The sequence below is a fragment of the Streptomyces sp. NPDC055189 genome, from assembly GCF_053606765.1.
Map to the genome: position 1 here is coordinate 23,828 of NZ_JBSGSG010000026.1, position 26,707 is coordinate 50,534.

General features: G+C 69.6%; 23 protein-coding genes and 2 pseudogenes. 9 read left to right on the forward strand and 16 right to left on the reverse strand.

Annotated features, from left to right (window positions below; all coding sequences use genetic code 11):
• Positions 1–5: 5 nt before the first annotated feature.
• Together ACWFR3_RS20230 and ACWFR3_RS20235 are read right to left on the reverse strand one after the other, a co-directional pair.
• On the reverse strand, positions 6–737 hold the full coding sequence (locus tag ACWFR3_RS20230) for a hypothetical protein (RefSeq protein ID WP_453735969.1): 732 nt from the start codon (positions 735–737) through the stop codon (positions 6–8).
• 171 nt (positions 738–908) lie between these two features.
• Positions 909–1,679 carry a hypothetical protein gene (locus ACWFR3_RS20235; RefSeq protein ID WP_453735970.1) on the reverse strand — a complete coding sequence of 257 codons (771 nt, stop codon included), beginning with the start codon at positions 1,677–1,679 and terminating at the stop codon, positions 909–911.
• 221 nt (positions 1,680–1,900) lie between these two features.
• On the opposite strand from ACWFR3_RS20235, the gene ACWFR3_RS20240 reads away from it, so the two are divergent.
• Positions 1,901–4,735 (forward strand): AAA family ATPase, encoded by a 2,835-nt coding sequence (locus tag ACWFR3_RS20240; RefSeq protein WP_453735971.1) that lies wholly within the window; start codon positions 1,901–1,903, stop codon positions 4,733–4,735.
• A gap of 131 nt (positions 4,736–4,866) precedes the next feature.
• Here the strand turns inward: ACWFR3_RS20240 and ACWFR3_RS20245 are convergent, their stop codons facing one another.
• The 5 genes from ACWFR3_RS20245 to ACWFR3_RS20265 all read right to left on the reverse strand — a co-directional run bounded on the left by ACWFR3_RS20245 (position 4,867) and on the right by ACWFR3_RS20265 (position 10,262).
• Positions 4,867–5,850 (reverse strand): NAD(P)-dependent alcohol dehydrogenase, encoded by a 984-nt coding sequence (locus ACWFR3_RS20245; RefSeq protein WP_453735972.1) that lies wholly within the window; start codon positions 5,848–5,850, stop codon positions 4,867–4,869.
• Positions 5,851–6,081: 231 nt separating this feature from the next.
• Positions 6,082–7,458: an MFS transporter gene (locus tag ACWFR3_RS20250; protein WP_453735973.1), complete on the reverse strand. Its 1,377-nt coding sequence runs from the start codon at positions 7,456–7,458 to the stop codon at positions 6,082–6,084.
• Between the two features lie 221 nt (positions 7,459–7,679).
• Positions 7,680–8,135: an RpiB/LacA/LacB family sugar-phosphate isomerase gene (locus tag ACWFR3_RS20255; protein ID WP_453735974.1), complete on the reverse strand. Its 456-nt coding sequence runs from the start codon at positions 8,133–8,135 to the stop codon at positions 7,680–7,682.
• 155 nt (positions 8,136–8,290) lie between these two features.
• Positions 8,291–9,286, reverse strand: coding sequence for a LacI family DNA-binding transcriptional regulator (locus tag ACWFR3_RS20260; protein ID WP_453735975.1), 996 nt, complete (start codon positions 9,284–9,286; stop codon positions 8,291–8,293).
• A 208-nt stretch (positions 9,287–9,494) separates the two neighbouring features.
• Entirely contained in the window at positions 9,495–10,262 is a 768-nt protein-coding gene (locus ACWFR3_RS20265) for a helix-turn-helix domain-containing protein (RefSeq protein WP_453735976.1), read from the reverse strand.
• Positions 10,263–10,494: 232 nt separating this feature from the next.
• On the opposite strand from ACWFR3_RS20265, the gene ACWFR3_RS20270 reads away from it, so the two are divergent.
• Positions 10,495–10,716 carry a hypothetical protein gene (locus ACWFR3_RS20270; protein WP_453735977.1) on the forward strand — a complete coding sequence of 74 codons (222 nt, stop codon included), beginning with the start codon at positions 10,495–10,497 and terminating at the stop codon, positions 10,714–10,716.
• A complete protein-coding gene (locus ACWFR3_RS20275) occupies positions 10,713–10,904 on the forward strand; it encodes a hypothetical protein (RefSeq protein ID WP_453735978.1) in 192 nt (63 codons plus the stop codon). Before ACWFR3_RS20270 ends, ACWFR3_RS20275 begins: the two co-directional genes overlap by 4 nt.
• A gap of 279 nt (positions 10,905–11,183) precedes the next feature.
• On the opposite strand, the gene ACWFR3_RS20280 is transcribed toward ACWFR3_RS20275, so the two are convergent.
• The 3 genes from ACWFR3_RS20280 to ACWFR3_RS20290 all read right to left on the reverse strand — a co-directional run bounded on the left by ACWFR3_RS20280 (position 11,184) and on the right by ACWFR3_RS20290 (position 15,452).
• Entirely contained in the window at positions 11,184–12,296 is a 1,113-nt protein-coding gene (locus ACWFR3_RS20280; protein ID WP_453735979.1) for a M20 family metallopeptidase, read from the reverse strand.
• A 35-nt stretch (positions 12,297–12,331) separates the two neighbouring features.
• Positions 12,332–13,795, reverse strand: coding sequence for an aldehyde dehydrogenase family protein (locus tag ACWFR3_RS20285; RefSeq protein WP_453735980.1), 1,464 nt, complete (start codon positions 13,793–13,795; stop codon positions 12,332–12,334).
• Between the two features lie 91 nt (positions 13,796–13,886).
• A complete protein-coding gene (locus ACWFR3_RS20290) occupies positions 13,887–15,452 on the reverse strand; it encodes a GMC family oxidoreductase (protein ID WP_453735981.1) in 1,566 nt (521 codons plus the stop codon).
• Between the two features lie 146 nt (positions 15,453–15,598).
• Between ACWFR3_RS20290 and ACWFR3_RS20295 the strand changes: the two genes are divergently transcribed.
• Positions 15,599–16,081: a GbsR/MarR family transcriptional regulator gene (locus ACWFR3_RS20295; RefSeq protein ID WP_453735982.1), complete on the forward strand. Its 483-nt coding sequence runs from the start codon at positions 15,599–15,601 to the stop codon at positions 16,079–16,081.
• A 39-nt stretch (positions 16,082–16,120) separates the two neighbouring features.
• Here ACWFR3_RS20295 and ACWFR3_RS20300 read toward each other — a convergent pair whose 3' ends face one another.
• The 3 genes and pseudogenes from ACWFR3_RS20300 to ACWFR3_RS20310 all read right to left on the reverse strand — a co-directional run bounded on the left by ACWFR3_RS20300 (position 16,121) and on the right by ACWFR3_RS20310 (position 19,407).
• Complete coding sequence (locus ACWFR3_RS20300) at positions 16,121–17,047, reverse strand: hypothetical protein (RefSeq protein WP_453735983.1); 927 nt, start codon at positions 17,045–17,047, stop codon at positions 16,121–16,123.
• Between the two features lie 198 nt (positions 17,048–17,245).
• Positions 17,246–18,118: pseudogene (locus ACWFR3_RS20305) on the reverse strand (ThuA domain-containing protein); the annotation flags it as partial.
• A gap of 326 nt (positions 18,119–18,444) precedes the next feature.
• Complete coding sequence (locus ACWFR3_RS20310; RefSeq protein WP_453735984.1) at positions 18,445–19,407, reverse strand: bile acid:sodium symporter family protein; 963 nt, start codon at positions 19,405–19,407, stop codon at positions 18,445–18,447.
• Between the two features lie 612 nt (positions 19,408–20,019).
• On the opposite strand from ACWFR3_RS20310, the gene ACWFR3_RS20315 reads away from it, so the two are divergent.
• The gene (locus ACWFR3_RS20315; RefSeq protein ID WP_453735985.1) at positions 20,020–20,487 is read left to right on the forward strand and encodes a hypothetical protein; all 468 of its coding nucleotides are present in this window, start codon (positions 20,020–20,022) and stop codon (positions 20,485–20,487) included.
• A 169-nt stretch (positions 20,488–20,656) separates the two neighbouring features.
• On the opposite strand, the gene ACWFR3_RS20320 is transcribed toward ACWFR3_RS20315, so the two are convergent.
• Positions 20,657–21,937 (reverse strand): YeeE/YedE family protein, encoded by a 1,281-nt coding sequence (locus ACWFR3_RS20320; protein WP_453735986.1) that lies wholly within the window; start codon positions 21,935–21,937, stop codon positions 20,657–20,659.
• Positions 21,938–22,434: 497 nt separating this feature from the next.
• Here ACWFR3_RS20320 and ACWFR3_RS20325 point away from each other — a divergent pair, with 497 nt between their 5' ends.
• From ACWFR3_RS20325 to ACWFR3_RS20340, 4 genes are all read left to right on the forward strand, one after another.
• On the forward strand, positions 22,435–22,812 hold the full coding sequence (locus ACWFR3_RS20325) for a PadR family transcriptional regulator (protein ID WP_453735987.1): 378 nt from the start codon (positions 22,435–22,437) through the stop codon (positions 22,810–22,812).
• A complete protein-coding gene (locus ACWFR3_RS20330) occupies positions 22,809–23,429 on the forward strand; it encodes an HAAS signaling domain-containing protein (protein WP_453735988.1) in 621 nt (206 codons plus the stop codon). Before ACWFR3_RS20325 ends, ACWFR3_RS20330 begins: the two co-directional genes overlap by 4 nt.
• Before the next feature lie 147 nt (positions 23,430–23,576).
• Positions 23,577–23,813, forward strand: coding sequence for a chaplin (locus ACWFR3_RS20335; RefSeq protein WP_453735989.1), 237 nt, complete (start codon positions 23,577–23,579; stop codon positions 23,811–23,813).
• Positions 23,814–24,096: 283 nt separating this feature from the next.
• Positions 24,097–25,026: an aminoglycoside phosphotransferase family protein gene (locus ACWFR3_RS20340; RefSeq protein WP_453735990.1), complete on the forward strand. Its 930-nt coding sequence runs from the start codon at positions 24,097–24,099 to the stop codon at positions 25,024–25,026.
• Between the two features lie 120 nt (positions 25,027–25,146).
• Here ACWFR3_RS20340 and ACWFR3_RS20345 read toward each other — a convergent pair whose 3' ends face one another.
• Both ACWFR3_RS20345 and ACWFR3_RS20350 read right to left on the reverse strand, forming a co-directional pair.
• Positions 25,147–26,148: a D-alanyl-D-alanine carboxypeptidase family protein gene (locus ACWFR3_RS20345; protein ID WP_453735991.1), complete on the reverse strand. Its 1,002-nt coding sequence runs from the start codon at positions 26,146–26,148 to the stop codon at positions 25,147–25,149.
• A 376-nt stretch (positions 26,149–26,524) separates the two neighbouring features.
• Positions 26,525–26,686: pseudogene (locus ACWFR3_RS20350) on the reverse strand (alpha/beta fold hydrolase); the annotation flags it as partial.
• Between the last annotated feature and the right edge of the window lie 21 nt (positions 26,687–26,707).

The window sequence follows — 26,707 nt, forward strand, 5'->3', positions numbered from 1 at the left end:
TCTCCTCAGGGATCCTGGAAGACGGCCAGGATGTTCTGGCCGGCGAAGAACGCCGTGAGCTGTTCCCGGGTGGGTCCGCCCGGGGCGAGCCCGGTCGACGAGAACACCAGCAGCGGAGCCAGCGGTGCTCGCGCCTCGGCGGCAGCGGGGCCCTGCGGGCTGTAGGCGAGGGTCCGTTCGGCGGTGTGCAGAACTATGCGTACGTCGCGCAAGGCCGCCGCGGCGTCCACGGTGTCGCGGACGAGAACGGAGAGCCGCAGCAGGAAGCGCCTGCGATGGACGGGGTCGGCCGGGTCGAACGCCGGCAGCGGACGCAGCCTCAACTCACCCAGCAGATAGCGGAAGGCGCGACGCAGGTCCTCCACCGTGTGCAGGCCGTTCTTGATCATGAAGGCGTCGAGGTCGAAATAGCGGAACTTGGCGCGGAAGTCGTCCAACGTCGTGAACGCCCCCAGATCGGAGACGCGGAACGACTCCACCTCGCCCGGATCAACCGCGAGTATCAGTGTCACCGCGAGCTCGGCGTCGACGTCGACCCAGACGGGACCGACCGAGCCGGTGCCCTCGTACTCGATGTCGGTGCGGCGGTGCTCCGGGAGCGTCTGAGTCCAGCGGCCGGTCAGGAGTCGCGCCGGAAACAGCGGGTGTTGGCACTCGGTACTCAGGACGTCTACGGCCGCCACGTCATGGATCGCCGCGAAGGGCAGGTCATAGACCTCGGCAAACAGCGTGCGCATACGGCTGTGGTGTGCGTCATCTGCCGGGAAAACGAGGTCTCTGAGTACGGCCGGGTCGGACAGCCGCACCAGCGTCGTATCGACGAATGGGCTCAAGGGTCCCCCTCGGGCATGGGCCGGTTGCCCCGCATCTCACTACGGCACAGCCGGGCGTGCTATCGGGGAACTCCCTCAAGGCTGTGTGGGCGGGTCGGTGGCGGGGTGGCTCAGGTAGTTCAGGAACCGGTGCGTTCGGGCGACTGGATCGCTCAGCCAGGCATCGACAAGACGTCGGCGCAGGGCGCTCTCCAGGGCGAGTTGGGCAATCTCGGCGCCCTGTCGGTCGACGCGGCGGGAGACCTCGACAACCTCCAGGCAAGGCCTCGACGACGCGCGGGCGCGCCAGCGCTCCACGCGTAGACGCAGGCCCGACCAGACGAGTTCGGGCCAGGTGAGGACCTCGATCGGTCCCAGCACAGTCAGATCATCGAAGTCGACGGGCCGATCGGCGCAGTCGTGGAGGAATATCCGCTGGGCGAGAGTGAACAATGCGCGGGTATCGGTCAGGCCCGCGCGTACGTCCCGGACGGTACCCGCCGTAACAGGCGCGCTCAGGGCGGCAGACCGTATACGCCGCTCCCCGGTCCACACCTGGTCGATGTTCAGCGTTTCGACGCGTCCCGGCGGCCAGGAGGCCCAGGGGCCGGACAGTTGCGCACGCCGACAGGGGCAGATGACGACCGTGCTGTCATCGGGATGACCAGTCCGCTCACGCAGCCGCAGAACCAACCCGGCATCCCACAGCGGTAGTTGCTGCGGCCACAGCGCACTCTGCTCGCAGAGCCAGATTCGATGCCCCGTGCTTGGCGGGGGAGCCGCGTCGAAAAGCCCCACGAGCCGTGCCTGGTGGGGCAACAGCATCACCTTGAGTTCGACGGGATTCGGCTGCTCGAGGTCGGCCACTGTGTGCCTCCGGCACGGAGCACTGAGGGCGCCGTGTACGGCCCAGCACACCCTGCCGAGTTCCGTCACGCAACAGGGAACCCCCTATGCGTCCAGAGATGGGCCGGGTCGGGAAACGGCCACCACCAACCTGGAAAACCCTCTTCGTGGATCAAGCCGCGAGGAGCACTCTGAACAAGCGGTGCAAGGCCGTGGAGGTGCCGGGGGAGCACGGGGGCGTCATGGACCAAGCGACGGCGCAGGCGACGACAACGGGCGAGGGCGAACGATACGTTCCCGTAGGCAGGGCTCGGGAGCGCGAACTGCTGGACGGGTTGCTTGCGGCGCTGCCCGATCGCGGAGCCGCGCTCCTGCTGTCCGGTGATCCTGGTATCGGAAAGACCACGATGCTCGACTATGTCGAAGGGCGCAGCCGTACCACGGTCCTACGCTCGCGGGGCCTGGAGTCGGAGGCTGTCCTCCCGTACATCGTCCTCGCTGACCTGCTGCTTCCTCTGCGCCGGTATTTCGCCGAGCTGCCACCCTCCCAGCGCCGGGCGTTGGAGGCGTCGCTGGCGCTGGCCGATGCGACGGCCGAGCCGAATCCCTACGCGGTCTGCGCCGGAGCACTCGGTGTCCTCGCCATCGCCGGGGAGGCGGAGCCCCTGGTCGTGATCGTGGACGACGTGCATTGGGCGGACCCCTCTTCGCGCCAGGTCCTGCAGTTCGTGGCGCGTCGGCTGCTGACCGAACGGGTGGCCCTGGTCATGGGCGTACGCAGCGACCCCCGCGAGGCGGAGACCTGGGAAGGGGTACCGCGCGTGACGCTGGGGCCCCTGACCGAGCAGGAATCCTGGACGCTGCTGCGGCACAGCGGTCTGGACGAGGCGGATCCCGAGGCGAGCCGCCTGGTGGGGCTTGCTCTGGGCAACCCTCTGGTGCTGGTGGAGTACGCGGCGGCCATCAACCGGGCGCGAAACGGGGGAGCGGCGGGATGGGACGAGGGCTGGGACACACCAGGTCCCTTGCTGGAACGGGCCTGGTGGGGCGTAATGCGGTCACTGCCGCGCAAGGCGCGCACGGCCCTGTTGTACGTCGCGGCCTGCCGCACCTCGCAACTTGCGGCGCTGGAACGTGTGCTGTGTGCTGACGGCCTCTCGCTCGAAGCCCTCGACGCGGCCGAGGCGGCTGGTCTTGTGATGGTGCGGGACGGCAGTTGTCGACTGCGGCATCCGGTGCTGCGGCACCTTGTGCTGCGCCGTTGTTCTACTGCCCGGCGGTTACGGGTGTTCCGGGTCCTGGCCGAGCAGTCGTCGGGCGACCTCCGCACCTGGTATTTGGCTGCCGCGGCGCCTGGTCCGGACGAGGAAGTGGCTTTGCTGCTCGATGCCGAGGCCCAACAGGGGCGTCAGCGTGGTGCGTTGGTTGCCGCCGCTCATGTATGGCACCGGGCGGCGGAGCTCTCGCCCGAGGACGGTGCCGCCGCGCGGCGGCTGCTCAACGCGGCCCGGGACGCCCTTTACGGAGGAGACACACCTCACGCGGTCGAGTGGTGCGAACAGGCTCTGCGCCGCAGTGGCGATCCGTGCCTGACGGCGGACATCGAACTGTTGCGTGGGCAGGCTTGTACCTGGCTGGGCCACCCCGGCAAGGCCCACCGGCTTCTGGCCGCTGCTGCACGAACGGTCGAACCGGTGGATCGCTTCCGGGCCCGTGTGCTCTACGGAGCGGCTGCGGCACCCGCGACCATGGATGGTCGTCTTGAGTGGGCGGCCGACATCACGGCGTACGGCCAGTCGCTGACCGACGGTGACAGTCACCAGGGAGACGTGCTCGGGGCGGCAAGCGTCGAGCGCCGGTTGGCTTCCGTCATGCGCGGGAAGGTGCTGGCACTGCTCGGCGAGGTGGGCGAGGCGCGGCGACTGCTGCTGAAGGCCCGGACGGAACTCGGAGGTGAACTCGGCCTGGAAGACCGGCAGGTAGCCGTGGAGATCGGTCAGGCACTGTCCTGGACGGGCGACGTGGAGGAATCTCGGCGCATCCTGGACGCGGTGATCGACCAGGCGCGTCGCGACGGAATCCCGGCCCTTCTTCCGCACGCGCTGCTCAGCCGCTGCGACTTGGAGTCATGGAGTCGGTGGCCGCTTGCTCGCGCCGACGGGACGGAGGCGCTCCGCTGGGCACAGGAGTTCGGGCACACGCTGATGGCCGGTTACGCGTCGCTCCTGCTGGCCCGGCTGGACGCCCAGCGCGGAGACCGGGCCGGATGCGAAGAGCATGTCGCGTACTACGAACGGCAGCGCGGCGACCAGATCCGCGGTCTGCGCATGTTCGCCCAAGCCGCCCTGGGCTCCGCGGCGCTGACCGGCGGCAACCCCGAAGAGTGCCGGGTGCATTTGGAGGAGGCCTTTGCCCTGGCCCGGCAGATGGGGCTGGGCAACCCCGTCCTCGTGCCGTATGTCGCGGACCTCGTGGAGGCGCACGCCCGAGCGGGAAACCGGGAACGGGCCGCGGAACTCGCCGACTGGATCGCGGAGCGCGCCAGGGCCACCGGTCTCTTCTGGCCGCGGGTGGCACACGTCCGATGCCGACTACTGCTTGCGGACTCCGCGGACGACGCGGAGCGGTGGCTGGGGGCCGCGGAAGAAACGCACTCCCAGGCCGACATGCCGTTCGAGCTGGCCCGCAGCCGACTCGCAGCCGGCGTCATCTTGCGCCGCCATCGGCGGCCGGCTGCTGCGAGGGAACCGCTGGTGGCGGCAGAGCGGACCTTCACGGATCTGGGGGCGAGGCAATGGGCCACCCGTGCCGCGGAGGAGGCGGTGGCGGCCGGTCATCACATGACCGCGCGCTCCGCGGCGGGCGAGTCTCCGGCCGCGGTGGATCTGCTCACGCCCCAGGAGCTGCAGGTGGCGCGGGCCGTCGGTGCGGGGCTGAGCAATGTGGAGGCGGCAGCCGCGCTCTTCTTGTCCCGTAAGACGATCGAGGCCCACCTCACCCGCGTGTACCGCAAGCTCGGTGTGCGCTCCCGCTCGGAGCTCGCCGGCTATCTGACGCGCACAGGCCTGGTGAGCTGACTTGCAAGCCGTAAGGGCGGAGGGAGTTCCCGGATAGGCGAGACAGGTGCGGAGCGCTCGGCGCTTGTGCGGGCTGCCCACGCCGGACTCCCCCCGGCCGGCCGGGGGGAGTCCGCCTCTGGTGAAGTGGGTCAGCCAATCGACCAGACCGTGATGACGAGCTTGCCCCGGGGATGCCCGTTCTCCAGGTGGCGGACGGCGGCCGGGGCGTCGGAGAGTGGGTAGGTGCGGTCGATGACCGGGGTGATTGCCTTGGTTTCGGCGAGGTTCTTGAGGGTCAGCAAGTCCTGTCGTCGCACGGCTGCGAACACCGGGCGGAAGGTCTGTCCCACGAAGGCGGAGAGGACCAGGCCGCGCGCCCAGCGGTCCATGCCGCCGAGCACGGGGCCGCCGTTCTCGCCGCCGACGAAAGCGATCGTGCCGCTTGGGGTGAGGACACGGCGCAGGCGGGAGAGAGGGCGGTTGCCGGCGGCGTCCAGGATGAAGTCGTAGCGGACGGGCCGGTCGGTGATCTCCTCGCGCGTGTAGTCGATGACGTCGGCGGCTCCGAGGGAGCGGAGCAGGTCGCCCGCGGCGGGGCCGCAGACGCCGGTGACCCGGGCACCGTAGTGGACGGCGAGCTGCACGGCGTACGTCCCGACACCACCCGAAGCCCCGATGACCAGGACCCGCTGACCGGGTCCTGGACGTGCCACGGCGAGGGCCTGGAGCGCGGTGATGCCGGAGACGGGAAGCGCGGCGGCCTCTTCGAAGGACAAGGCGTCGGGTTTGGGAGCGAGCCGATCGCCCTTGCCGCACGCGTATTCGGCGAAAGACCCGTCGCACTCCCCGAAGACCTCGTCCCCGGGCTTCACCCCGCTCACCTTCGCGCCGACCGCCTCGACGATCCCCGCGGCGTCCCAGCCGCGGACGCGATGGCTGGGGCGCCGGAGTCCGATCTGGGGGCTGAGGCGGGCGATGTAGGGCCGCCCTGTCATGAGGTGCCAGACACTCGGGTCGACGCCGGCCGCGCGGATCCGCACGAGCACCTCGTCCTCACGGGCGGTGGGGCGGTCGATGTCCCGCAGACGCAGCATTTCCGCGGATCCGAACGTGTCCTGGACGATGGCCTTCATCGGGCTCTCCTCGACCGCCGTTTCGACAGAACTCTCTCGGATGGTCCTGGGCGAGCGCGCCGTTGGCCAGAGCGGGGAGCGAGTTGTTCACGGGCCGGTCGGGGTGACCGACGTCAAGGGCAACAACGGGCCCTCCCGGCGCGCCTGTTCGGGCCGGACGGGTGGGGCGGTATGTCTGCCCGCCCTGCGGCGAGCAGAGTTCACCGAGGCTCGGACGAGAGCGGGAAGGTGTCAGCCGACGGCGTTCCTGGCCGTGCTGGTAACTCCTGGCGCGGTCCGCGTACGGAGCTCCTCCGTCACGAGGCCGCGCACGCGCTCCCGCTCTCGGCGGCCCCAGGTCTCCTTGGTCGCGAGGATGCCGCCCAGACCGATCACGGCCGCGCCGAGGTAGAGCAGCGCGGCGCCCGGCCAGCCGAAGGAGCCCACCAGAGCGGCGGCGAGCAGCGGGGCGAAGCCGCCGATGGCCGCCGCGATCTGGTAGCCGAGCGAGGCTCCCGAGGTGCGGGTCGCGGTGCGGAACTGCTCGGTGAGCAGCGAGCCCTGGGTGCCGGTGAGCGATGCGTGGATGAGGCCGATGCCGATGATGAACACCGAGACCACCAGGGCTGGTTGGGCGGAGTTGGTGAGCAGATACATCGGGAACGCGAAGAGGATCGCCGCCGCACAGGCCGCTATGTAGATGGGGCGGCGTCCTATGCGGTCGGTGAGCGCGCCGGCGAGGAAGGTGACCGCGATGGCGAGAACGCTGGCGACGGTGATCGCACCGAGGGCCACGGGCCTGAGGTCGGGGTGGCGTTCGGTGATGTAGCTCAGCAGGTAGGTGGCGGTGGAGTAGTAGGCGAAGGATTCGACGACGCGCAGGGCGATGACGCGCAGGATGCCGCGCCAGTCGTCGGCCAGAGTGGCGCGGAGCGGGTTCTTCTCGGTCTTGCCGCTGGTCCGGGCTTCCTCGAACTCGGGGGATTCGGAGAGCCGGGAGCGCACGATCAGCGCGGCGATCACCATGACGGCGCTCAGCAGGAAGGGTGTCCGCCACTGCCAGCTGCCGTCGAGGGTGTCGCTCCACGCGAACACGCCGCTGGCCAGGGCAATGCCCAGCGGGTTGCCTGCCTGGGGGATGGCGGCGAACATGCCGCGGCGGTGCCACGGCGCGTGCTCGTAGGCCATGGTGATCGCCCCGCCCCACTCGGCGCCGAACGCGAGACCCTGGATCATGCGGATGAGTACGAGCAGGATCGGTGCGAGCACTCCGACCTGTGCGTAGGTCGGCAGCACGCCGATGAGGAAGGTGGCGAGTCCCATGATGGTCATCGCCGCGATGAGGACGGGTTTACGTCCGACCTTGTCGGCGAAGTAGCCGCCGATGGCGCCGCCGAGCGGGCGCATGACGAAGCCGACCGCGAGGGTGGCGAAGGAGAGCAGGGTGCCGACGAACCGGTCGCTCTCGGGGAAGAAGACCGCTCCGAAGTAGAGGGCGGAGGCGGTGCCGTACGCGATGAAGTCGTAGTTCTCGACGCTCGTGCCGAAGGCCGCGGCGATCGCGGTCTTGACGCGGTCCTTGGAGCCGAGCACGCTCCGCGGTTCGGCGGGGACGCTGGTGGTGGACATGGGAGTTCTCCTTGAAAGGGCGCCGGCTTTGACTCCGGCGGCTACGCATTGAGGAGGAAGAGGGGTCGCACGAGGGGAGGAGGCCAGGTCCGGTGGCCGGGCGTTCGGGCATGACGAGGAAGCGCCCGGCGCGGTCGTCCGTCGGCAGGGCGTTCAGGGTCAGCGGAAGAGAGAGCTCACCCGCTCAAGGGGTGTGTGGGTGCCTTGTCAGACGGCCGGGGTCAGGGTGCCGGGGTCAGGGCGTCGAGCGCGTTCAGCTTGGCGACCCGGCGGCGGGTTTCTTCGTCGTCGTCGAAGACGGCACCGAGGAACTCACGGACGATGTCGGGCACGAGCGCGTGCGGGACCAACCAGGCCCCCATGGCGATGGCGTTGGCGTCGTCGTGCTCGACGGACTGGTGCGCGGAGTAGGGCTCGTGGGCGAGGCCGCAGCGGATGCCGGGCAGTTTGTTGGCGGCCATGATGGCGCCCTGGCCGGTGCCGCAGACGAGCACGGCCCGATCGGCGGCGCCGGAGAGCACGGCCTCGCAGGTGGTGCGGGTGATGTCCGGGAAGTCGACAGGGTCGCTGCTGTGGGTACCGCAGTCGATCACCTCATGTCCGAGAGCCTCAATGGCCTGGCGGACGGTGTCTTTGAGCGCGTATCCGGCGTGGTCCGCGCCGAGGGCGACCTTCATCGGTGGTTCCTCTCGGGAAGGGCGCACTGCGGTTTCGCCTGGTGGAGGACGTACGTTGCAGTGCTTGGTCGGGTGGGGGAGCGGTGGCGGGCGGGGTGTGCAACTGTTGGCCGCGCGCTGCGTGCCGTGCGCCGCGTGCCGGCGTAAAGGCGGTCTCATCGGACGGCCGTGGGGGCGCGGTCGGCGAAGGTGGTGGGGATTCGTTGCCCGGGTGCGGGGCGGCCCGCGATGAGGTCGACGAGCCCTTGTACGCCGAGCCGGCCGATCGAGGACGCGACGTTGCGTACCGCGCTGATGGGCGGCGAGGCGAACTCGAACCAGTCGAGGTCGTCGAAGGAGACGATCTCGATGCGGGCTGCCTGCTCCGCGCCGAGCCGCTCGTGCAAGGCGCGTACCGCACCCAGGGTGGTCGGACCGTTCGCGCCGAACACGGCCGTGAAGGGGACGTCGCGGTCAAGGATGCGGCCCATGGCCTCGGCAGCCCCTCCCGCAAGGAAGTCACCGGCATCGAGCAGCCTGTCGTCGGTGCTGATGCCGTGCGCCCGGCGCCCTTCGAGATAGGCGGCGCGGCGCTCGGCTCCGGTGGAGATCGTGTCCGGACCGCCGATGAAGGCGACATCGCGGTGGCCGCGGCGCTGCAGCCAGGCCAGCACCTGCTCCACACCCTGCGCGTTGTCCGTGCCGTACAGCGGGGCGTCGACGCCCTCGATGCTGCGGTTGAGGAACACCAGCGGCAGTCCGGACGCGAGCGTGGCGGCGAGTTGTGGCGAGACGCTGCTCTGCGGCGAGAACAGCAGGCCGTCGATGCGTTGGGAGGCGAAGGTCTGCAGGTAGGCGTCGGCCTGCTCGGCGTCCTCGTTCGCGTTGGCGAGGAGCACGGTGTACCCGAGGCGGCGCGCCTCCTGTTCGGCGGCGTGCGCCAACTCGGAGAAGAAGGGGTTGCGGATGTCCGAGACGAGCAGCCCCAGCACGTCGGTGCGGGCGCGCCGCAGGGAACGGGCGGGGCCGTTGGCGATATATCCCAACTCCGCCGCGGCCGCGAGTACGCGCGCCCGGGAGTCGGGCGAGGTCTGACTGCTGCCGCTGAGTACTCGCGACGCGGTACCGAGCGCGACCCCGGCGCGTGCGGCGACGTCCTTGATCGTGGCCATCCGCCCCACCTCCTTGTGGAAACGTTTCCATGAACCGAATGACTTCAAGATCCCACACTGATCGGGAGATGGGCAAGGTCCTGGAGCGGAAACGCGGTGCTGCGCGTGTGCGGTTGGGGTGGCGGTCGGAAAGCCGCGCCGGGGGAGAGGCTGGCACTCGCGGTGGTGTGCTTCGGTGCTTACCGCGCAATCGGGGAGTGGTGGCGGACTACTCCGGTGATCGGTTGTACGAGTCCAGAGTTGCCTTGTTCGTCGCTGCGTCCATGAGCCGGAGCTCCCAGGGGCCTGAGTTAATCTCGTAGTCCCGGCCGAACCCGACCCACTTGCCGCTCATACGGCGCCCTGTCGGGTCGACCAGCATCTGAAGTGCCCCGAAGTAGCGAGCTCCTTGGTAGTAGCCGTCGCGAGCCGTCTCCTCCTGCCAGGTGCCCGTGACCGCGCTGCCGTCGACCTGCAGATCAAGAGTGAGAGGGCTGTTGGGGTTGAGCGATGCGTTCGGCAGGCTGCGGGCCGTGAGCCTGTTCCCGTGCTGGAGCAGGACGACATGATGCTTGCCGGTGAAGACCTCGTTGTCGCGGCCGCTGCTCACGAATTCGTAGCGCGACACCCACACCCCGGAGTAGTTCACGCGAGGAGACGCCTGCGGGGTTGGTGAACCGCTCGCCTCAGGGATGCCGACGGGCGAGTCTTCAAGGTCGTGTCCGCCCCGGCCGTCGTCGGAGACGCGCGCCATGGGCACCGGGGCGGCGAACCCCAAGCTCTCGACAGGCAGACCCGTGACGCTCTCAAGAGCCCTGGCGTAGACCGGGCGGGGCGCGGCCGTGGTGCCGCTCTCCCATCGCTGTACGAGGCGCTTGGAAGCGTCGTTCCGCTGTCCGGCGCGGGTCCCGGCGTCTCGGATGGCGCGGGCGAATTCGTCCTGGCTGAGGAGCAGTCCCATACGGACCGCCCGAAGGGTGCCGTTCGGTGTGGTCATGCGGCCACGGTAGCCCCGTAGCTTGAGCAATGACACCAAAATGACGCCCTATGTGGCGCCCTTTTAACGTCCTGAGCGTCGTCGCGCGATCCGTCGTGACGCGGCCACGGTGGACGGTGACAGATCCCCCCGCGCTGCCTGTTCTGGCCCGGGGATTGTTCACCCCTGATGAAAGCGGGCGAAGGTGTCGAACGACAGCGACCAACGAGCTACGGATGGAACGGCGCCCGAGGTGAGTGAGAAGTACCCCGTCGGCGTCCTGGTCATCGACCTGCGGCGGCAGCGTCTGGGGCGTGTGATGGCGCACGAAGGTCCGTATCTTCAACTCCGTCCGCCTGGTGGGGGGCGTGAGTGGGACGCCGATCGTGACCGTGTCCGTGAAGCCGTCGGAGACGAGATCCTTCGTGCGGGCGTGTACGAGGTGAGCCACGTGGACCCGGAGCGGACGCCGTGACCGCGCAGGCCGAGGTCTTGCCCGACCCGAAGGCGCTGAGCAATCTGCAACTCACGCAGCAGGCCTGTGCGTTGTGCGGCGCCCGCCTGTTCCGTGATCGGTTGCTCGGCTCCGTCACGTACCGGGACAACCTTGGCAGGAGGGTTACTGCGGAGTTGTGGGCGTGCGCGCCGGTGTGTCGGCGGTGAGCAAGACTTGCCGGGAGTGCTGCGAGGGTACGGCCGAGCCGATCGCCGTCGGTCTTGAGCCGATGGTTTCGTGTGGTGGCCGGGTCATCTACCTTTGCCCGTCTTGCCTGTCGGACCTGGGTGTCGTGCCGTTGTCGCGGCACTCTGAGGGTCCCCTGAGGGCTCCCTTGGCTATGTGCTGTATGAGGAGCGGCTGACTGAACTCCGATGGCGGCGGGCGCACCCGCCGTCATCGCAGCCGACCGTCGTGTCCCGTCTCCCGCGTACTGCCGCTCGACGTCACATCGAACTGGGCTCGACCGCACGTCCTCCGGCCGCGAGGGCGACGTCCACGGCTGTCCAGGCCATGCCGATCGCCCCGTCGAGTACCGCCCGGTCCGCTACCGGCGTGCGGCACGCGGCGGTGAACTCCGGTTGGTGGTTGACCGCCGGGAGGCAGTCGAGGCCGAGCATGGGGTGGATGGTGGGCACGACGTGGGAGACATTGCCCATGTCGGTGGCGGCGCCCGCGACGCTGTCGGGCAGTTCGGGGAAGCTGCGGCCGAGTGCCGTCGCGTTGGCGACCCACAGGCCAAGCAGGTCCCGGTCCGGCCGCAGGTCGGCGTAGTCGGGGCCGACCGGCGCGGTGGACAGGTCGCAGCCGGTGGCCAGTGCGCCCGCTTCGAAGCAGCGGTGCACCCGCTCGGCCAGCGGCTGCAGGGCGTCCAAGCTGTTGCTGCGTACGATCCAGCGGCCGCGGTTCACGTCGGGGATGACATTGGCGGCGGAGCCCGCTTCGGTGATGATGCCGTGGATCCGGTCGGAGGCGGTGGTCTGCTGGCGCAGCAGCCCGATGCCGACCTGCGCCAGGGTCATGGCGTCCGCCGCGTTGATGCCGAGCTGGGGATAGGCGCCGGCGTGTGCGGCTTTGCCTTTGTAGGTCACGTCGAACTGGGTGACGGCGAGGCCTGGCATCGCCGCCATCTCGACCGCCGCCGGGTGAACCATCATGGCCGCGTGCACGCCGTCGAAGGCACCCTGTTCGAGCATCAGTACCTTGCCGCCGCCGCCCTCCTCGGCGGGAGTTCCCAATACCCTTACCGTCAGACCGAGTTCGTCCGCCAAGGGGGCGAGTGCGATACCGGCGCCGACCGCGGCGGCGGCGATGATGTTGTGGCCGCAGGCATGTCCGATGTCGGGCAGGGCGTCGTACTCCGCGCAGATCGCGACGTGCGTCGGCCCGGTGCCGATGGTTGCTTCCACGGCGGTCGGCAGCCCGCAGTATCCGTGCTTGACCTCGAAACCCGCCTCGCTCAGGGCGTCGGCGACCCATCGGCTGGCGCGATGCTCCTCGAAGGCCAGCTCGGGGTGCGCGTGGATCCGGTGGGACAGGGCGATCAGGTCGTCTGCCACGGCACGGACGTGCCGCGCCGCCTCCTTGGCGGCGGTCACAGGGCGGCAGCCGGGGTGGTGGTGGCAGCGGTGGCAGGGGCGGTGGCGGCGATGTGCACGGCGGCCGGCCGCGTCGCCGCGTCGTAGGCGGCACGGGCCCCGGTGGCTCCCATGCCACTGTCGCGGGCGGGTTCGTAGAGTCGCTCTGGGCCGCCGCCCTGCCACTCGTTGACCCACACGACGCCCACGGGCAGGCGTGCGGCTGCCGCGATGTGATCAGGGTCGTCGGTGTACACGGTGGCGGCGAGGCCGTAGCGGGAGGCTGCCGCGCGGGTGAGGCCTTCCTCGAAGCTGGAGACGACGGTGACGGGCGCCAGGGGGCCGAAGGTCTCCTCGGTCATCACGAGCATGGTGTCGTCGACTCCGGTGAGCACGGTCGCCGGGTAGAAGTAGCCGGGGCGCTCCGGTACGGATCCGCCCGCGCGCACGGTGGCCCCCTTGCTGACGGCGTCCTCGACGTGGCGTCGTACGGTCTCGCGTTGCCGCGCGTCCACGAGGGGGCCGAGCATCGTGGCGGGATCAAGACCGTCGCCGATGGCGAAGGTCCGCGCCGCCGCGACGAGCGCCTCGATGAACTCGTCCGCGATCCGCTCATGGACGTAGATGCGCTCCATGGAGGTGCAGATCTGGCCGGTGTTGATGAACGCGCCGAACGCGACGGCTTGCGCGGTGGCCACCGGATCGACTCCGGCGTCGATCACGACGGGGTCCTTGCCGCCGAGTTCGAGGACGCTGCGGCGCAGGCGGTGTCCGGTCGCCGCTCCCACGGCGCGGCCGGCCCCGACCGAGCCCGTGAAGTGGACGAGTTGCACGTCCTCGTGTTCGGTCAGCGCCGCGCCGGTGCGGCCGTCGCCGAGGATCAGGTTCAGCACGCCCGGGGGCAGCCCCGCGGAGGCGGCCAGCTCGAACAGCCGTACCGTGGAGACCGGGGAGCGCTCGGAGGGCTTGACCACGACGGTGTTCCCGGCGGCAAGCAGCGGGCCCAGCGCGCCGAGGACCATGACGACGGGAAAGTTCCACGGCGTGATCACGGCGGTGACGCCGAGCGGGTGGCGCACGATGTCGGTCCGCCCCGCCGGACCGGTCACCGTCTCGCTGAACGGGTAGGCGAGCGCCTGGTCCGCGGCGGCCTTCAGCCCGGCCACGGCCCCGGCGATGAAGGAGCGCCCGATGCCGACAGGCTTGCCCATCTCCCGGCATTCCAGTTCGGCCAGCTCCTCGGCGTGTGCGGCGATCGTGCCGGCCCAGGCGTGAATCAGTTCCACGCGCCGCGCCACGGGGAGCGCGGCCCACTCGGGTTGTGCCGCGAGTGCCGAGGCCACGGCGCGGTCGACGTCGTCGGCGTTGCCCGCGCGGAAGTGCGCGAAGGCTTCCTCGGTGGCGGGGTTGACCACGGCGAGGACATCCTCACCGGCCGGTTCTTCCCACCGGCCGCCGATGAGGTTCTGCAGGGTTTCCATGGTGGTGGCCGTTTCTGTTCGGTACGGGGCGGGGCAGGCGGATGAGGGCGGGGCGAGCCCAGACGTCGCGGGGACGGGTGGGGTCAGGCGGTCAGGCGTCGAGCCGGTCGGCCATGAGTTCGCCGGTCATGATGGCGGCGAGATTGGTGTTGGCCCGGGGCACGGAAGGGAAGATCGAGGCGTCCACGACCCGCAGACCCCGGACCCCCTGCACCCGGCACGCCGGGTCGACGACCGTCCCGTCGGCCCCGGGAGTGCCCATCCGGCAGGTGCTCGTGCCGTGCTGGGCGTCGATGACCGTGGACAGCAGGTAGTCGTCGAGGTCGCTGTCGTTCGCCAGGGCCGCGAACAGCGGACGGTTCGCCTCTTCGACCGATCCGCCGAGGACGCCGGCCGTCGCGGCGCTGCCGCTCAACTCGACGAGGGCGCGCACACCTTCGCGCATCGGGGCGAGATCGCGCTCGTCGGACAGCATCCGCTGGGCGACGTAGGGGTGCGCCGAAGGGTCGGTGGAGACCAGGGTGAGCTCGCCGCGCGAGTGGGTGCGGTTCAGCCAGACACCGAAGGCGCCGGCGTACGACTGGGTGTTGGCCGTGGCCATGGCGAGCACGTTCTGGTTGAGCGAGACGAACATGAGGTCGTCGGAGTGCGTACCCGAGTTGCTTGACCAGCGCACGCAGACGTTGGTGTGCCGGTCGTGCGGCGACTTGATGGCGGCTTCGGCCCGCAACGGCAGCGAGAGCACCGTCATCGCGTGGTCCTGCATGCCCAGACCGACCGGCAGGTCCTGGCGGACCTCGATCCCCAGCCCCCGCAGCTGACGGGCGGGGCCGATGCCCGAGCGCAGCAGGATCGCCGGGGAGTGGATCACTCCCGCACTGAGGATCACCTCGTCCGCGTACTCGGTGACGACGGATCCGTCGATCACCACTCGGACACCGATCGCGCGGTCGTTCTCGAAGATGACGCGGTCCACGAGCGCGTCGCCGCGGATGGTGAGACCGGCCAGGTCGCGTGCGGGTTCGAGGTAGGCGTCGTTGACGGTGACGCGGCGGGAGTCGCGGGAGTTGATGGGGTAGGGCGAGACTCCTGTGGCGCCGGGGGTGTTGACGTCGGGCGCCCAGCCGAAGCCCGCTGCCAGGGCCGAGTCGGCCAGGGCCCGGTCGATGCTTCCCCAGGCGTCCTTCGGGGTCCGGTGGATCGGGGTCGGTCCGCCGCGGCCGTGGTGGGGCTCGTCGCCGAACTCGTCGTCGTCCTCCAGCCTGGCGAAGTAGGGCAGCACGTCATCGGGCGCCCATCCGGTACAGCCGAGCCGGGCCCATTCCTCGAAGTCCTCCATCGGCGGCCGGATCGCGATCTGGCCGTTGACGGACGAACTGCCGCCCACCCCGCGGCCGCGCCAGTACGGGGCCTGCGGCTGTTTCTCGGTGCGCGAGGAGTTCAGGCCGGTCCACACCAGGTGTTCCGAGGCCGCGGGATCCATGAGGGCCACCACGGGGTTGGGCGAGCGCCACGCCTCGGGCAGCTGTGCCGAGCGGTAGTCGGGGCCTGCCTCCAGCAGGAGGACCCGTCGGCCGCGAGCGGCGGCGCGGGCGGCGATCGCCGCACCCGCGGAGCCCGCGCCGACGACGATCAGGTCGGAAACGTGTTCTGCCATCTCTACTCCTTGATGCTGGAGGAGCCGCTACTCCGTGAGGCGGGAGCGTCCCGCGCCGGTGACTTCTGCGGGGATGCTGGTAATCTGACGTACCAGGAAAGTTCAGTCAAGATTGAATATTCATTTTTTTCTGTACAGGGGGATTGGTGTCGCCAGCCGCCGACGACAGCTCAGCCATGGGCGACGGGCCGCTGATCGAGGACTTCGGTCAGCGGATCGGACGCGCGATGGGGTGGCCGCCCATGGCGGGACGGCTTGCGGGCGTCCTGATGCTCAGCCCGGCCCCCATGACGTTGTCGGAACTGCAGACGTCTTTGGGGGCCAGCAAGGGTTCGGCGTCGGAGATGACACGCCTGCTCGTCGCGAACGGCACGGTCGAGCGGGTCAAGGTGCCCGGCGTGCGCCAGGCGGGTTACGTGTGGCGCGACGACGCATGGAGCGGCTGCCTCCAGCACCAGCTCGACCAGACCCAGCAGTTGCTCGAACTCGCCAGGGCCGCGCAGGAGCGGGGCGCGGGCATGGGAGAGACCCAGCAGGCGCGGCTGCGCGACATGCACACCTACTACGAGTTCATGGTGGGGCACCTGCGGCGCCTGCTCGACGAATACCAGCAACTGCAGGCCGGGTAGGCATCTCCAGGCGCCGGTCACACCTGCTCTGACAGGCGTTCAGCTCCAGCTCGGCGAGGGGCCGTCGGGCCTTCCGTACGGCACCGGTCGCGCGGTGAACGCATCCAGCAGGACTCGGTCTCCGACAGGCTGGTCCAACTGCACAGTGACTTCCTCGCCGTGCAGCACACCGCTGCAGGGGCCGTCCTTCGTTCCCGTTACAGAAGCGGAGAGCACCACGCTGCCGCCCGTTTCCAGCACGTCCACGGCGGGGCCGTCATCACAGGCTCCGTGGTTGGCCACCACAGTGACGGACCGCCCGCCCCCGGCCACCTCGACCAGCCGCCCCAGCGGCGACAGCACGCCGGTGGACACGTCCTTGGCAGCTCCGATCGGCGATCGGGGCAGCTTCGAAGGGGTGACCGCGGCCCGCTTGAGCGGGGTGTCATAGCCCTCCAGGGTGAACAGCCAGGCCGGGACCGTGGCCGGACCACGGCTGGTGACCAGGTCCATCTCACCCGGCTTCGCCCCGGTCACGGTGAGGTGTGCTCCGTCGTTGACGCCGCGCGCCAATGCCTCGTACGCCGTCCGCGCTCCCGCGAGGGGAAGCGCGAGCGATCCCCCGCTCTTCCATTGCACCGCCCCGTCCTCGTGCGGGTCACCCGGCAGGTCGCCGTGCAGCGCGAAGTTCTGGGTCGTGAAGGCCCGTTGGTCGGCAGCGGTGCGGAACCCCTCTTCGGGTAACTGGACCGCCTCGCCCATCGGGTAGTAGCCCTTGCCCCACACCTCAGCTGCTTGGGAACCGTCCCAGGCATCGGCGACCTGCCGGGCGCGTACCTCCCGCTTCAGCGCCGAACCGGAGTCGGGGACCTGAGCTCCACTTCGGTCGGCCTTCTCGCTGCCGCAACCCGCGACGGCACAGGCGCCGCCCACGAGCAGGGCAATCGCGACGAGTGACTTGGCGGTACGCGCAGTGTCCGTACGCATGTGTTCCCCCGGGAGTGGCGGCAGCATCGCCCCTGTGACGCGGCAGCCGCCGGCTCCGTTCGGGCTTCGCCGCTCCCCATGGTGCTTGTTGCCGCATCGTGACCACCGGGGCGTGGCCGGCAGTGAACCCTCGACTGCCGGCCGGCCCAGCCCGAATGTCCCGCGGCGTCCAGGGCGAGAACGGGCGGCCTACGTACGAGTCGCGCCGCCCGCCCCGCCCAGCCACTTCAGTCCGTCCAGAAGGAACCGGTTCTGGGTCTCGCTCGCGAACGTCGACGACAGGCGGGTATTGGTGTCGTAGTTCATCGCGTTGTGGCCGAAGTTCGCGTACAGCATTTTGTACTTCGTGTTGGTCCACAGGATCGGGTAGTAGCCGCTGTACCAGGACTGGTTGGGATCCGTGCCCAGCGGGAAGCTGCTGGGGTCGACGGAGGCCAGGATCTTGATGTCCGGGTTACGCCGGAGATCATTGCTCCAGCTGTACCACTCGCTGACCGACGAAGTGAACTTGGCCGGCAGGTTCTGGGTGGCCCGGTGGGTACGGTCCTCGACCTTGAGAACTGATGTCGTCGGACCCCAGGTGTTGGACTTGAAGTTGCCGCTGCCGAGGAACTGATTGTGATACCACGGCCAGCTCCCCGCGTCGGTCGTGAAGGCGGACACGTGGAAGCCCATCCAGCCGCCGCCTGCGCGCATGTACCGCTCGAATCCTGCCCGTTGGGCGGCGGTGTGCGGCGCGTCGTCGAGGAACAGAACCACTTGGTAGGCGTTCACGCCGCCGTTGGCGAGCAGGTCCCAGTTCTTGCTGGCGGTGTAGGTGAAGCCGTTCGCCGCTGCCTGCTTCGGGAACCAGTCGTTCGCCTCCTTGTCGAAGTCGATGTGCGCCGCGTCCCAGGTGCCGCTGTAGAGCGCGAGAATCTTGAACGGCGCGGCCTTGGCGCTCGCCTGGGCGGCCGGTGGCGCCGCCAGGGCCAGCAGCGTCGCCAAGAGCAGCAGGATCCGCAGGGCCACGCGGGAGAAACCGCTGGTCACGGGTATGGGCAGGGGTAGGGACGGTCTGGGTCCGGTCATCGGAGGATCACAGCCCTTCATGGGAGGCCGGTGATTGGGGGGTGCTCGGTGCTGACCTGGTTGATCTTGCGTACGACTGCCTGCGACTGCCTATGGCTGCGTACGACTGTTCACGGTGATGAACACTGGACGCATTCGCGAAAGCCGTGGCGGACTGGAACCTAAAGGTCTGCACCAGAGTCGTCAAGAGATGAAACCGAGATAGGCGTGAACAGGGTTTCGCGCGCGAGGAGTTGAACGCGCCGAGCAAGGGGAAGGTTGGGGCGGGTGGTTGGGCCCGGTGAATGGTGGAGCCGTCCGGTGAAACAGCCCCTCAACCCCTCCGGTCAGTCGCCGCCGGGGTCGTCCGCGCCCCGCCGCTGTCCCGGGGCGCTCGGGCGCTGCTGCGGGGCGGCAACTCCGTCCGCACCGGCGTCAGTTCTCTCGCCAGGGGCGATGCGGCGCAGCAGGAACCCGGTGGCCAGGGCCATCACGAACATCACCACCGCATACACCGCGGACGGGATGGCCATGCGTGTGTTGTCCAGCAGCGAGGGACTGAGGGCGATGGCCATTGCCAGCGTGGTGTTGTGCATGCCGATCTCGAAGCAGGTGGCGACGGACTGCCGGTGGTCGCCGCGGGCCAGGCGGGTCGCCCCGTAGCCCGTGGCCAGGGAGATCGTCGCGAAGAGGACGACGACGAGGCCGACGTCGGCGAGGTAGCCGGCGATGTTGTTCCGCTCGGCGACGACCGCGACGATGATGATGACGACCAGTGCGGCCACTGCCGTCACCTTCACGGCGCGGGTGGAGCGCTCCGCGAAGCCCGGGTAGCGGCGGCGGGTGAGCATGCCGGCGGCGACCGGCACCAGGACGACGAGGAAGACCTGCAGTGTCTTGTCGAAGCGCAGGCCCAGCGCCTCGTCCGTACCGCTCATGAAGTGGTCGAGGGAGAGGTTCACGATGATCGGCAGGGTGGCCACGGCGATCACCGAGTTGATGGCGGTCAACGTGACGTTGAGGGCGACGTCGCCACCGAAGAGATGGCTGAAGATGTTGGCCATCGTGCCGCCGGGGGATGCCGCGAGCAGCATCATGCCGACGGCGAGTTCCGGGCCGAGGCCGAAGGTCAGGACCAGGCCCAGGCAGGCGGCGGGCAGGAGCACCAGCTGGCAGCAGAGGGCGACGGCCGTCGGTCGCGGGTAGGCGGCGACCCGCCGGAAATCGGCCACGGTGAGGCCGAGCCCGAGACCGTACATGATCACGGCGAGGACGACGGGCAGTAGGTACGTGGTCAGCGGCGAGTCCATGGGTACCTCCGGAGGCGGGGACGACTGACCGCACCGGGACCTTCACCAGGGTGGTGAGGCTCGGGTCCCTCGCGCGGTGGGTCGCAGGCCGCGCCCCGGTCGGTCGGCGCGGGTGCGCAGCGGTGGGCCGGCGGTGTCGGTCCGAGGTTCAACGGAGGGCTCCTTGGAGGAAACCGGCGGGCTCGAAAGCTGTGGGCACGATTCTGGGTTCAGGCCCAGCTGTACGACAAGGAGTCGGACGAACCCGCGGTAACCAGCGGCCCGAGCGGATTTCAGCGACTGGCTCAACTACGCGTGCTCGTGCGAGGGGATAGGCCCCGGACACGCTCCTGCATTCTGGTGATCGGAAGCGTGTCGTGTGGCGGATCGCTTCATATGCCCGGTCTCAGTCCTATGTTTCCCGCACAGCGCAGAAGTTCGGGCTCCTCCAACAGGCCCGGCGCGTCACCAAGGAGAGACGAAATAATGGTTCGTAGTGCTGTGAGCGGGTGTGCGGCGGTGGCTCTCGCCGCTGTGGCATTCACTGGTGTCGCGCCGGCGTCGGCCTCTGACGCTCCTGCGGCAGGGCCGAGGGTCACGATCACTCCGTCGTCGGTCAAGCAGAGGGCTGCGGTGACGGTGAAGGTCGTCGGCGCGCCCAAGACGTGTCGTTCGGTGCAGGCGAAGTCCGGCGCCTTCGCCAAGCCGGTGACGCTGACGAAGAAGACCAAGCCGCTGATGTACACGGGCCGGGCCGCGGTGAGCGCGAAGGCTGCTCCCGGCACTCACCAAGTCCTGGTGGCGGGAGTCGGCTGCGGCAAGTGGGTGGCGAAGGGCAAGCTCACTGTTCCTGCGGCGCCCAAGCCGAAGGTGGTCAAGGGCATCGTCACCTCGAAGCTCGGCGTGCACGTCCGTCAGCTGCCGACCTCCAACTCGAGGGCTACCGGAACCTACCGCTACCGGCAGGTCGTCGGGCTGCTCTGCAAGAAGGCCGGTCAGCCGGTCGCCGGTAACCGGACCTGGTACCAGGTCAACATGCCCAAGGGCTGGGTAACCGCCCGCTACGTCAAGGCCTACGCCGCAGTTCCCAACTGCAAGTAATTCACGGGGCCTTGGGCCTCATGAAGAGCTCGCGGTGTCCGGCCGTCGCACTCGTGCGGCGGCCGGAACTGTGGGGGAGACCGGAGCAGGGGGGGAACCGTCACGCCCCCTCACCGCCGACCTGCGGGACTTCGCCCGAAAGCTGCGGTGAGGCCTGCGTACGGACAGATCAGCAGACGCTGTCGGTCGGCTTCGGGTTGCCCAGGCCGAACAGCGGGCGCAGGCGCAGCCCGGCCCAGGTGCCGAGGATGGCCACCGCGGCCCAGATCCAGCCGTGCAGGGAGCCGGAGGCGATGCCCGCCAGGTAGGCGCCGATGTTGCAGCCGCCGGCGAGGCGGGCGCCGACGCCCATCAGGATGCCGCCGATGACGGCGGCGAGCGCGGTGCGGGCGGGGATGTTGCGGTGCAACTGCCACACGCCGCCGGCGGCCGCGGCGACGGCCGCGCCGACCATGATGCCGATGTCGGTGAGGCTGTTCTTGTCGGCAAGGACCGGCCCCGACAACTGGGCCGCGCTGCCCGGCTGTTGCCAGAACGCCCAGGCCTCCGGCGTACCGCCGAGCGCGCCCACGACCTTCGAGCCCCACAGGGCGAACGCGCTGGTGACGCCCCAGGCGCCGCCCGAGACGAGCAGTACGCCGGCGCCGAGCAACGCAAGCACCAGGGCGCCCACGGCCAGCGGCCAGGAACCGCGCACCGTACGACGCAGGGCGCCGCGCGCGGAAGGCGGGGTGCCGACCGGCGGGGGAGTGCGCCGGGCCTGCACGGCGCGGGCGATGAACCAGATCCCGGCGAGCACCGCGATCGTCACGGCCCAGGAGCCGAACCATCCGACGTGGTCGGACAGCACATACGGGTCGAGCGCGGGCAGATCGTTCCAGAGACCGAACTGCCAGGCGGCGAGCGTGGATCCGGTGATGAAGCCGAAGAGGGTCAGCACGATGGTGCCCTGGCCGCTGCCGACGGCGAAGAGGGTCCCGGAGGCGCAGGCGCCGCCGAGCTGCATGCCGATGGCGAAGAGGAAGGCGCCGACGAGCAGTGCCACTCCGATCGGCCCGGCGCTGGGTGCGGGCACCGAACCGAACAGGCCGCTGCCGGTGCCGATGATCAGGGCGAAGAGCGTCGCGGTGGTGCCGAGCAGCAGGGTGTGGGCACGCAGTCCGGTTCCGTTGCCGACGGCCACCAGCTGCCGCCAGGCGGAGGTGAAGCCGAACCGCGAGTGGAACAGGGCGAACCCGAGTCCGAGGCCGAGTAGCAGCAGGACGCCGGGCTTGGCTCCGTGCTCCGCGAAGACGTAACCGGCGAGTGCGACGCCGATTGCACCGGCGACCGCGAGCGGCACCCGCCGCACCGGCGGCGAGGCCTCGGCCGCAGGAGCGGGCGCGGAGGTGGGGGGAGGGGTGAGCAGGGCGGTACGGGACGGCGCCCCTGCATCAGCAGCGGTGGTCAAGGGGGTCTCCGGGAGCGGGAGGGGGGATCGGACGGGCGGTGCTCGCGGTGGGCGCGGAGCGAGGCGTCAGCGGGGACAGAGCGCGTCGTCGACGCTCCACGGCGTGGCCGCGAAGAGCGCGAGAGCGAGCTGACGAGCGGGTCCGAACATGCGCACCACCATAGGCATCCCGCACAGATCCCGGAGCGCCGTCTCACATAGAGAACATTTGTATGAGACGGCGGGACGGATCGACCCGTGCGGATCGGAACCTGCCGGGCGCCGGAGGTGGAGGCAGCCGGGCCGCGGTACGAGGTGTGCGTCGGCGCCCGGCACGCGACTCAACCACTGCCGGGCCACGGATCTGTCGGCGCGGCGGGCTGATGCGCCGAGGGGATCCGAGACCCGGGACCCAGGACCCAGGACCCAGGACCCAGGACCCGAGACCCGAGACCCGGGATCCAAGATCCCAGCCCCCTTGTTCCCATCTACTTGCTCCACCAGGTATCTTGCATCGCATGGAACCAGGTGATTCGACCAAGCAGGCCCGGGCTGCCGCCCAGCTGCGCAAGGGCGTCCTGGAGTACTGCGTCCTCGCCCTGATGCGGGACCGTCCCCGCTACGGCGTGGAACTCCTCCACGCTCTGGATGACTCAGGTGCCCTGGCGACCAGCCAGGGCACGGTCTACCCGCTGCTCTCCCGGCTCCGCCGCGACAACCTGGTCACCACCACCTGGCAGGAGTCCGCCACCGGGCCGCCCCGTCGTTACTACGCGCTCACCGACAGCGGCCGGGCCGCACTCGACGAGTTCACCCGCGTCTGGCCCGGCTTCCGCGACGCGGTCGATACCTTCCTCACCACCCCGCCGCCCCCCACCACCGGAGACCTGGAATGAAGACTTCTGCCGATCCCATACGCGACTATCTCTCCGCAGTCGAGCGCGAGGCCTCCGCACTCACCCCCGAGCACCGCCGCGAACTCCTCGCCGACCTTGCCGAGCACATCGAGGTGACGCGCGCCGAACGCCCCGAGGCCGCGATCGGCGAGATCCTGGCGGAGTTGGGGGACCCCCGCACGATCGCGGCGACGGCGCTGGCAGAGTCGGGATACGGGGCCGGATATGGGGCCGGATACGGGGCAGCCGGGGCCTCACCCCGGGGCAGTGCCGCCGCGCCCGCCCGGCGCGGCAAGGTGCACCCCCTGGTCCCGCTCCTCATGTTGATCCTCGCGCTGCCGTTCGTGATGGTCTTCCCGGACAATCCCGGCCCGCTGATCGGCGCCGGGCTCCGCATCACCGGGGCGGTACTCCTGTGTACCTCGGTGCATTGGGTCGCCGTTCAGAAGACCACCGGCGTACTGCTCGCGGCCGTGCTGCCGATCGTCGTCATCTTCGCCTGGAACCAGTCCAGCGGCGGCCCGACAGGCGAAACCCCGGCCCTCCTGGCCAACCTGGCGATGCTCGCCCTGCTCGTCGGCACGGCAACGTGGCTCTGGCGGGGCCGCCGCGTCTGACCGCGGTCGGCGACGGTCTCGGCCGGGTGGCCCTGTCCGCCTGGTCCGAGCGGGTGACGCAGCTGGTTCGTTCGGTGCACAAGTGTTATTGCGGTCAGCGGCCGGAGAACGAGTTGAGTGATCGCCTCCACCTGAAGGAGCACAACCATGCGTGTTCGTACTGCCTTTGCTGCCGCCGCTCTGGCCGCCTCCGCCATTCTCGGCGCAGCCGGCTCCGCCGCTGCCGACGCCGGCGCGGAAGGCTCCGCCTCCAAGTCGCCGGGTGTCCTGTCCGGCAACACCGTTCAGGTCCCCGTGCACGTCCCGGTCAACGCGTGCGGCCTGGGAGTGAACGTCCTCGGGCTGCTCAACTCGGCCTCGGGCAACACCTGCGTCAACAAGTGACCAGCCGTACCGGACTGTAGGCAACGCCAGTTCCCTGTGGTCATGCCGGGCTCGCCGCTCTCCCTTCTTGGCGGCGTGCCCGGCACTTTGGCTGTTGTGCGGAGTCGTGATCGTTGGTCGCTGTCGCCGGGCACGAGCAGCGTGGAGAAATCACGTTGTCCCCCTGGGCGGACACCTGGACCATACGGGTATGAGGCGACTCGGGACTGCATCTCCAACTCCGACTCCACCTGCACCTGCAGCGGCTGCGGCCGCGGGAGCACCTGCGGCCGCAGGCGTACGCATGGAGTGGCGGGCCGTCCCCCTCGGTGTGCGCAACGTTGTGGAGACGCGCCTGGGGTCCCCTGTGCAGAGCGCCGTGTCCCAGCGTGCGGGCTTCTCACCAGGGGTCGCTGCGCGCGTGCGTCTTGCCGATGGACGGCGCGTCTTCCTGAAGGCTGTGGGTCCCGAACCCAATCCCGACACTCCTGGCATGCATCGTGCCGAGGCACGTTTCACGGCGGCTCTGCCCGCCGCTGCTCCCGTGCCGCTCCTTCTGATGGCGCTGGACTTCGAGGGGTGGGTGGTCCTGGCCTTCGAGGACGTGGACGGGAAGATGCCGGCACAGCCGTGGCAGCCCGATGAACTGCTTCGCGTGCTCGGGGCGGCCGCGGACCTGTCGGTGCTGCTGACTCCCTCGCCGGTCGAGGCGCCCACGCTCGCTGAGCGGTTCGGTGCCAAGTTCCAGGGCTGGCGGCTACTGGCTGTGGCGTGCAACGAGGGCGCTGATGAACTGACTTGGCTCGATCCCTGGGCCCGGCGCAACCTCGCACGGCTCGTCGAGCGGGAGGGTGGCTGGGTTGCGGCCGCAGCCGGCAGCGGCTTGGTCCACGGAGACCTGCGGGCGGACAACATACTGCTGACCGAGGACAAGGTCATGTTCGTCGACTGGCCGGGGGCCGCGGTCGGAGCTCCTTGGTTCGACGTGGTCGCCATGGGACCGAGTGTCGTCATGCAGGGCGGCCCGGACATGATCCCGCTTCTCGATCAGCACCTTGACGCCCAAAGCGTCCATCCCGAGAACGCCACTACGGTCCTGGCCGCTTTGGCCGGCTATTTCCTTCGCCAGTCCGTTCAGGAAGCGCCGCCGGGGCTGCCGACCTTGCGTGCATTTCAGGGTGCCCAGGGTGCAGCCGCGCTCAGCTGGTTGCGCCTGCGGACACGGTGGAGTTAGCGCAGATTCCTAGCAGGACCAGATCGCCGAAGCGGCGAAGACCCCCGCGCGCCCGCGGTCGAGAGGCGAGAGGGCGGAACGGGGGTCCGCGCCGGCCCGCGGAATCCGCGGGCTGAGTTGTCAGTGGGCGAAGCCCCAGTCGAGGATCTTGGCGGCGTCGTCGAAGCACTCCTGGTCTGCCCCGACGATCGCGCCGACCAGGGTGCGGTTGTCCCGGTTCGCGGCGAAGACGAGGGAGTAGCCGGCCTCCGCGCCGCTGCCGGTCTTGATGCCCAGGGCGCCGTCGTACGTGCTCAGCAGGTCGTTGGTGTTGACCCAGGTGTAGTAACGGATACGGCCATTGGCCGCCGGAGCCTCGGTCTCGAACTGCTTGTTCTTCACGATGTCGGCGAACACCGGCTTCAGCATCGCGCGCTGGCCGAGCTTGGCCAGATCGCGGGCGGTGCTGCGGTTGTCGCCGTGCGAGATGCCGTCGAAGGAGTCGAAGTGCGTTCCGGTCATGCCCAGTTGCTGCGCTTCGGCGTTCATCTGGTTCTGGAAGTCGGCGATCCGCGCATCCATGGTGTCACCGGTGCCGAAGCTGTCGGCCAGGGCCATCGCGGCGTCCGCCCCGGACGGGAGCAGCATGGCGTGCAGCAACTGCTTGACGGTCAGCTTGTCGCCGAGCTGGAGGTCGGCCGTACTGGAACCGTTCTCGGTCACGTAGTCGCGGTACTCCTGCTTCACCGTGATCTGCCGGTCCAGATACTCCGGGTGCTTGAGCACCACCAAGGCAGTCATGATCTTGGTGGTGCTGGCCATCGAGATGCTCTCGTCGGCCTTGGCCCCGGCCCACATCTCCCGCTCCTGGCTGCCGTCGCGGGCGTCCAGCAGGAAGGCGTGGTCGGCTTTGATCTTGGGGGCGTCCTGGGCTCCCGTGCCCGGTGCGTCCTGTCTCTGGCCGGCGGGCGTGGCGGCCTCGCCGCTCGACCGGTCGCTGTCGTCAGCGGAGTGTGCGGGGCTGGTGGTTGCTGCCTGGGCGAGGCCACCGGCGGTGATCGGCAGGACGGCGCCGACGAGGGCGACTGTCGCGAGGCGGGCTCCAGTCCGGTGCAGTCGGTTGGGGCGGGCGTGGGAACCCATGAGGCATCTCCTCCCGGCGCAGCGGCGCCGGCTTGTATCAGAAACTCGGTGCATGGCGAACCTACTTTGGCCTTAGTTGCCGATTCAAGATCGCTATGTCATAGCCGGGTAACAGGACTCACCCCTATGAAGATGCGGTGCAGAAAGGCGACGGATCCTATGAGGAGGTGTCTTGCGTACCGCGTACGCCCGCAGTCCGATCGGCTCCGACGGCGCCTGGGTGCCGGCCGCCGTGCCATGACCCCTTGGGGGTGTATCGGGTCGCCGCGCGTATGACGGCAACAGCTCGTCGAAACTGCGACGGCGTCGCACCGAGGGTGCGACGCCGTCGTCGTATCCGGACCGGCCCGGCAGCGCTAGTAGGAGCGGGTTGGCTTCACTCCTGGAGGAACTCGGTGATCCGCGGGGCGATCCTTTTCGGTGCCATGACGACGGCACCATGGTTGAGTCCGGGCAAGGTGCGGTGGTCGGCTTGCGGCAGGAACTCGGTGACGGCACGGGCGGCGCGCCGGAAAGCGGTCGGACTCTTGCCGCCTGTCTGCCCCCGGCCCTGCCTCCG

Bases quoted from the DNA above. Each gene is read 5' to 3' on its own strand.
- ACWFR3_RS20245 (WP_453735972.1), bottom strand. From the start codon at position 5,850: ATGAAGGCCATCGTCCAGGACACGTTCGGATCCGCGGAAATGCTGCGT.
- ACWFR3_RS20310 (WP_453735984.1), bottom strand. From the start codon at position 19,407: ATGGACTCGCCGCTGACCACGTACCTACTGCCCGTCGTCCTCGCCGTG.
- ACWFR3_RS20290 (WP_453735981.1), bottom strand. From the start codon at position 15,452: ATGGCAGAACACGTTTCCGACCTGATCGTCGTCGGCGCGGGCTCCGCG.
- ACWFR3_RS20345 (WP_453735991.1), bottom strand. From the start codon at position 26,148: ATGGGTTCCCACGCCCGCCCCAACCGACTGCACCGGACTGGAGCCCGC.
- ACWFR3_RS20265 (WP_453735976.1), bottom strand. From the start codon at position 10,262: ATGACCACACCGAACGGCACCCTTCGGGCGGTCCGTATGGGACTGCTC.
- ACWFR3_RS20260 (WP_453735975.1), bottom strand. From the start codon at position 9,286: ATGGCCACGATCAAGGACGTCGCCGCACGCGCCGGGGTCGCGCTCGGT.
- ACWFR3_RS20325 (WP_453735987.1), top strand. From the start codon at position 22,435: ATGGAACCAGGTGATTCGACCAAGCAGGCCCGGGCTGCCGCCCAGCTG.
- ACWFR3_RS20335 (WP_453735989.1), top strand. From the start codon at position 23,577: ATGCGTGTTCGTACTGCCTTTGCTGCCGCCGCTCTGGCCGCCTCCGCC.
- ACWFR3_RS20300 (WP_453735983.1), bottom strand. From the start codon at position 17,047: ATGCGTACGGACACTGCGCGTACCGCCAAGTCACTCGTCGCGATTGCC.
- ACWFR3_RS20230 (WP_453735969.1), bottom strand. From the start codon at position 737: ATGCGCACGCTGTTTGCCGAGGTCTATGACCTGCCCTTCGCGGCGATC.
- ACWFR3_RS20250 (WP_453735973.1), bottom strand. From the start codon at position 7,458: ATGTCCACCACCAGCGTCCCCGCCGAACCGCGGAGCGTGCTCGGCTCC.
- ACWFR3_RS20255 (WP_453735974.1), bottom strand. From the start codon at position 8,135: ATGAAGGTCGCCCTCGGCGCGGACCACGCCGGATACGCGCTCAAAGAC.
- ACWFR3_RS20240 (WP_453735971.1), top strand. From the start codon at position 1,901: ATGGACCAAGCGACGGCGCAGGCGACGACAACGGGCGAGGGCGAACGA.
- ACWFR3_RS20285 (WP_453735980.1), bottom strand. From the start codon at position 13,795: ATGGAAACCCTGCAGAACCTCATCGGCGGCCGGTGGGAAGAACCGGCC.
- ACWFR3_RS20340 (WP_453735990.1), top strand. From the start codon at position 24,097: ATGGAGTGGCGGGCCGTCCCCCTCGGTGTGCGCAACGTTGTGGAGACG.
- ACWFR3_RS20330 (WP_453735988.1), top strand. From the start codon at position 22,809: ATGAAGACTTCTGCCGATCCCATACGCGACTATCTCTCCGCAGTCGAG.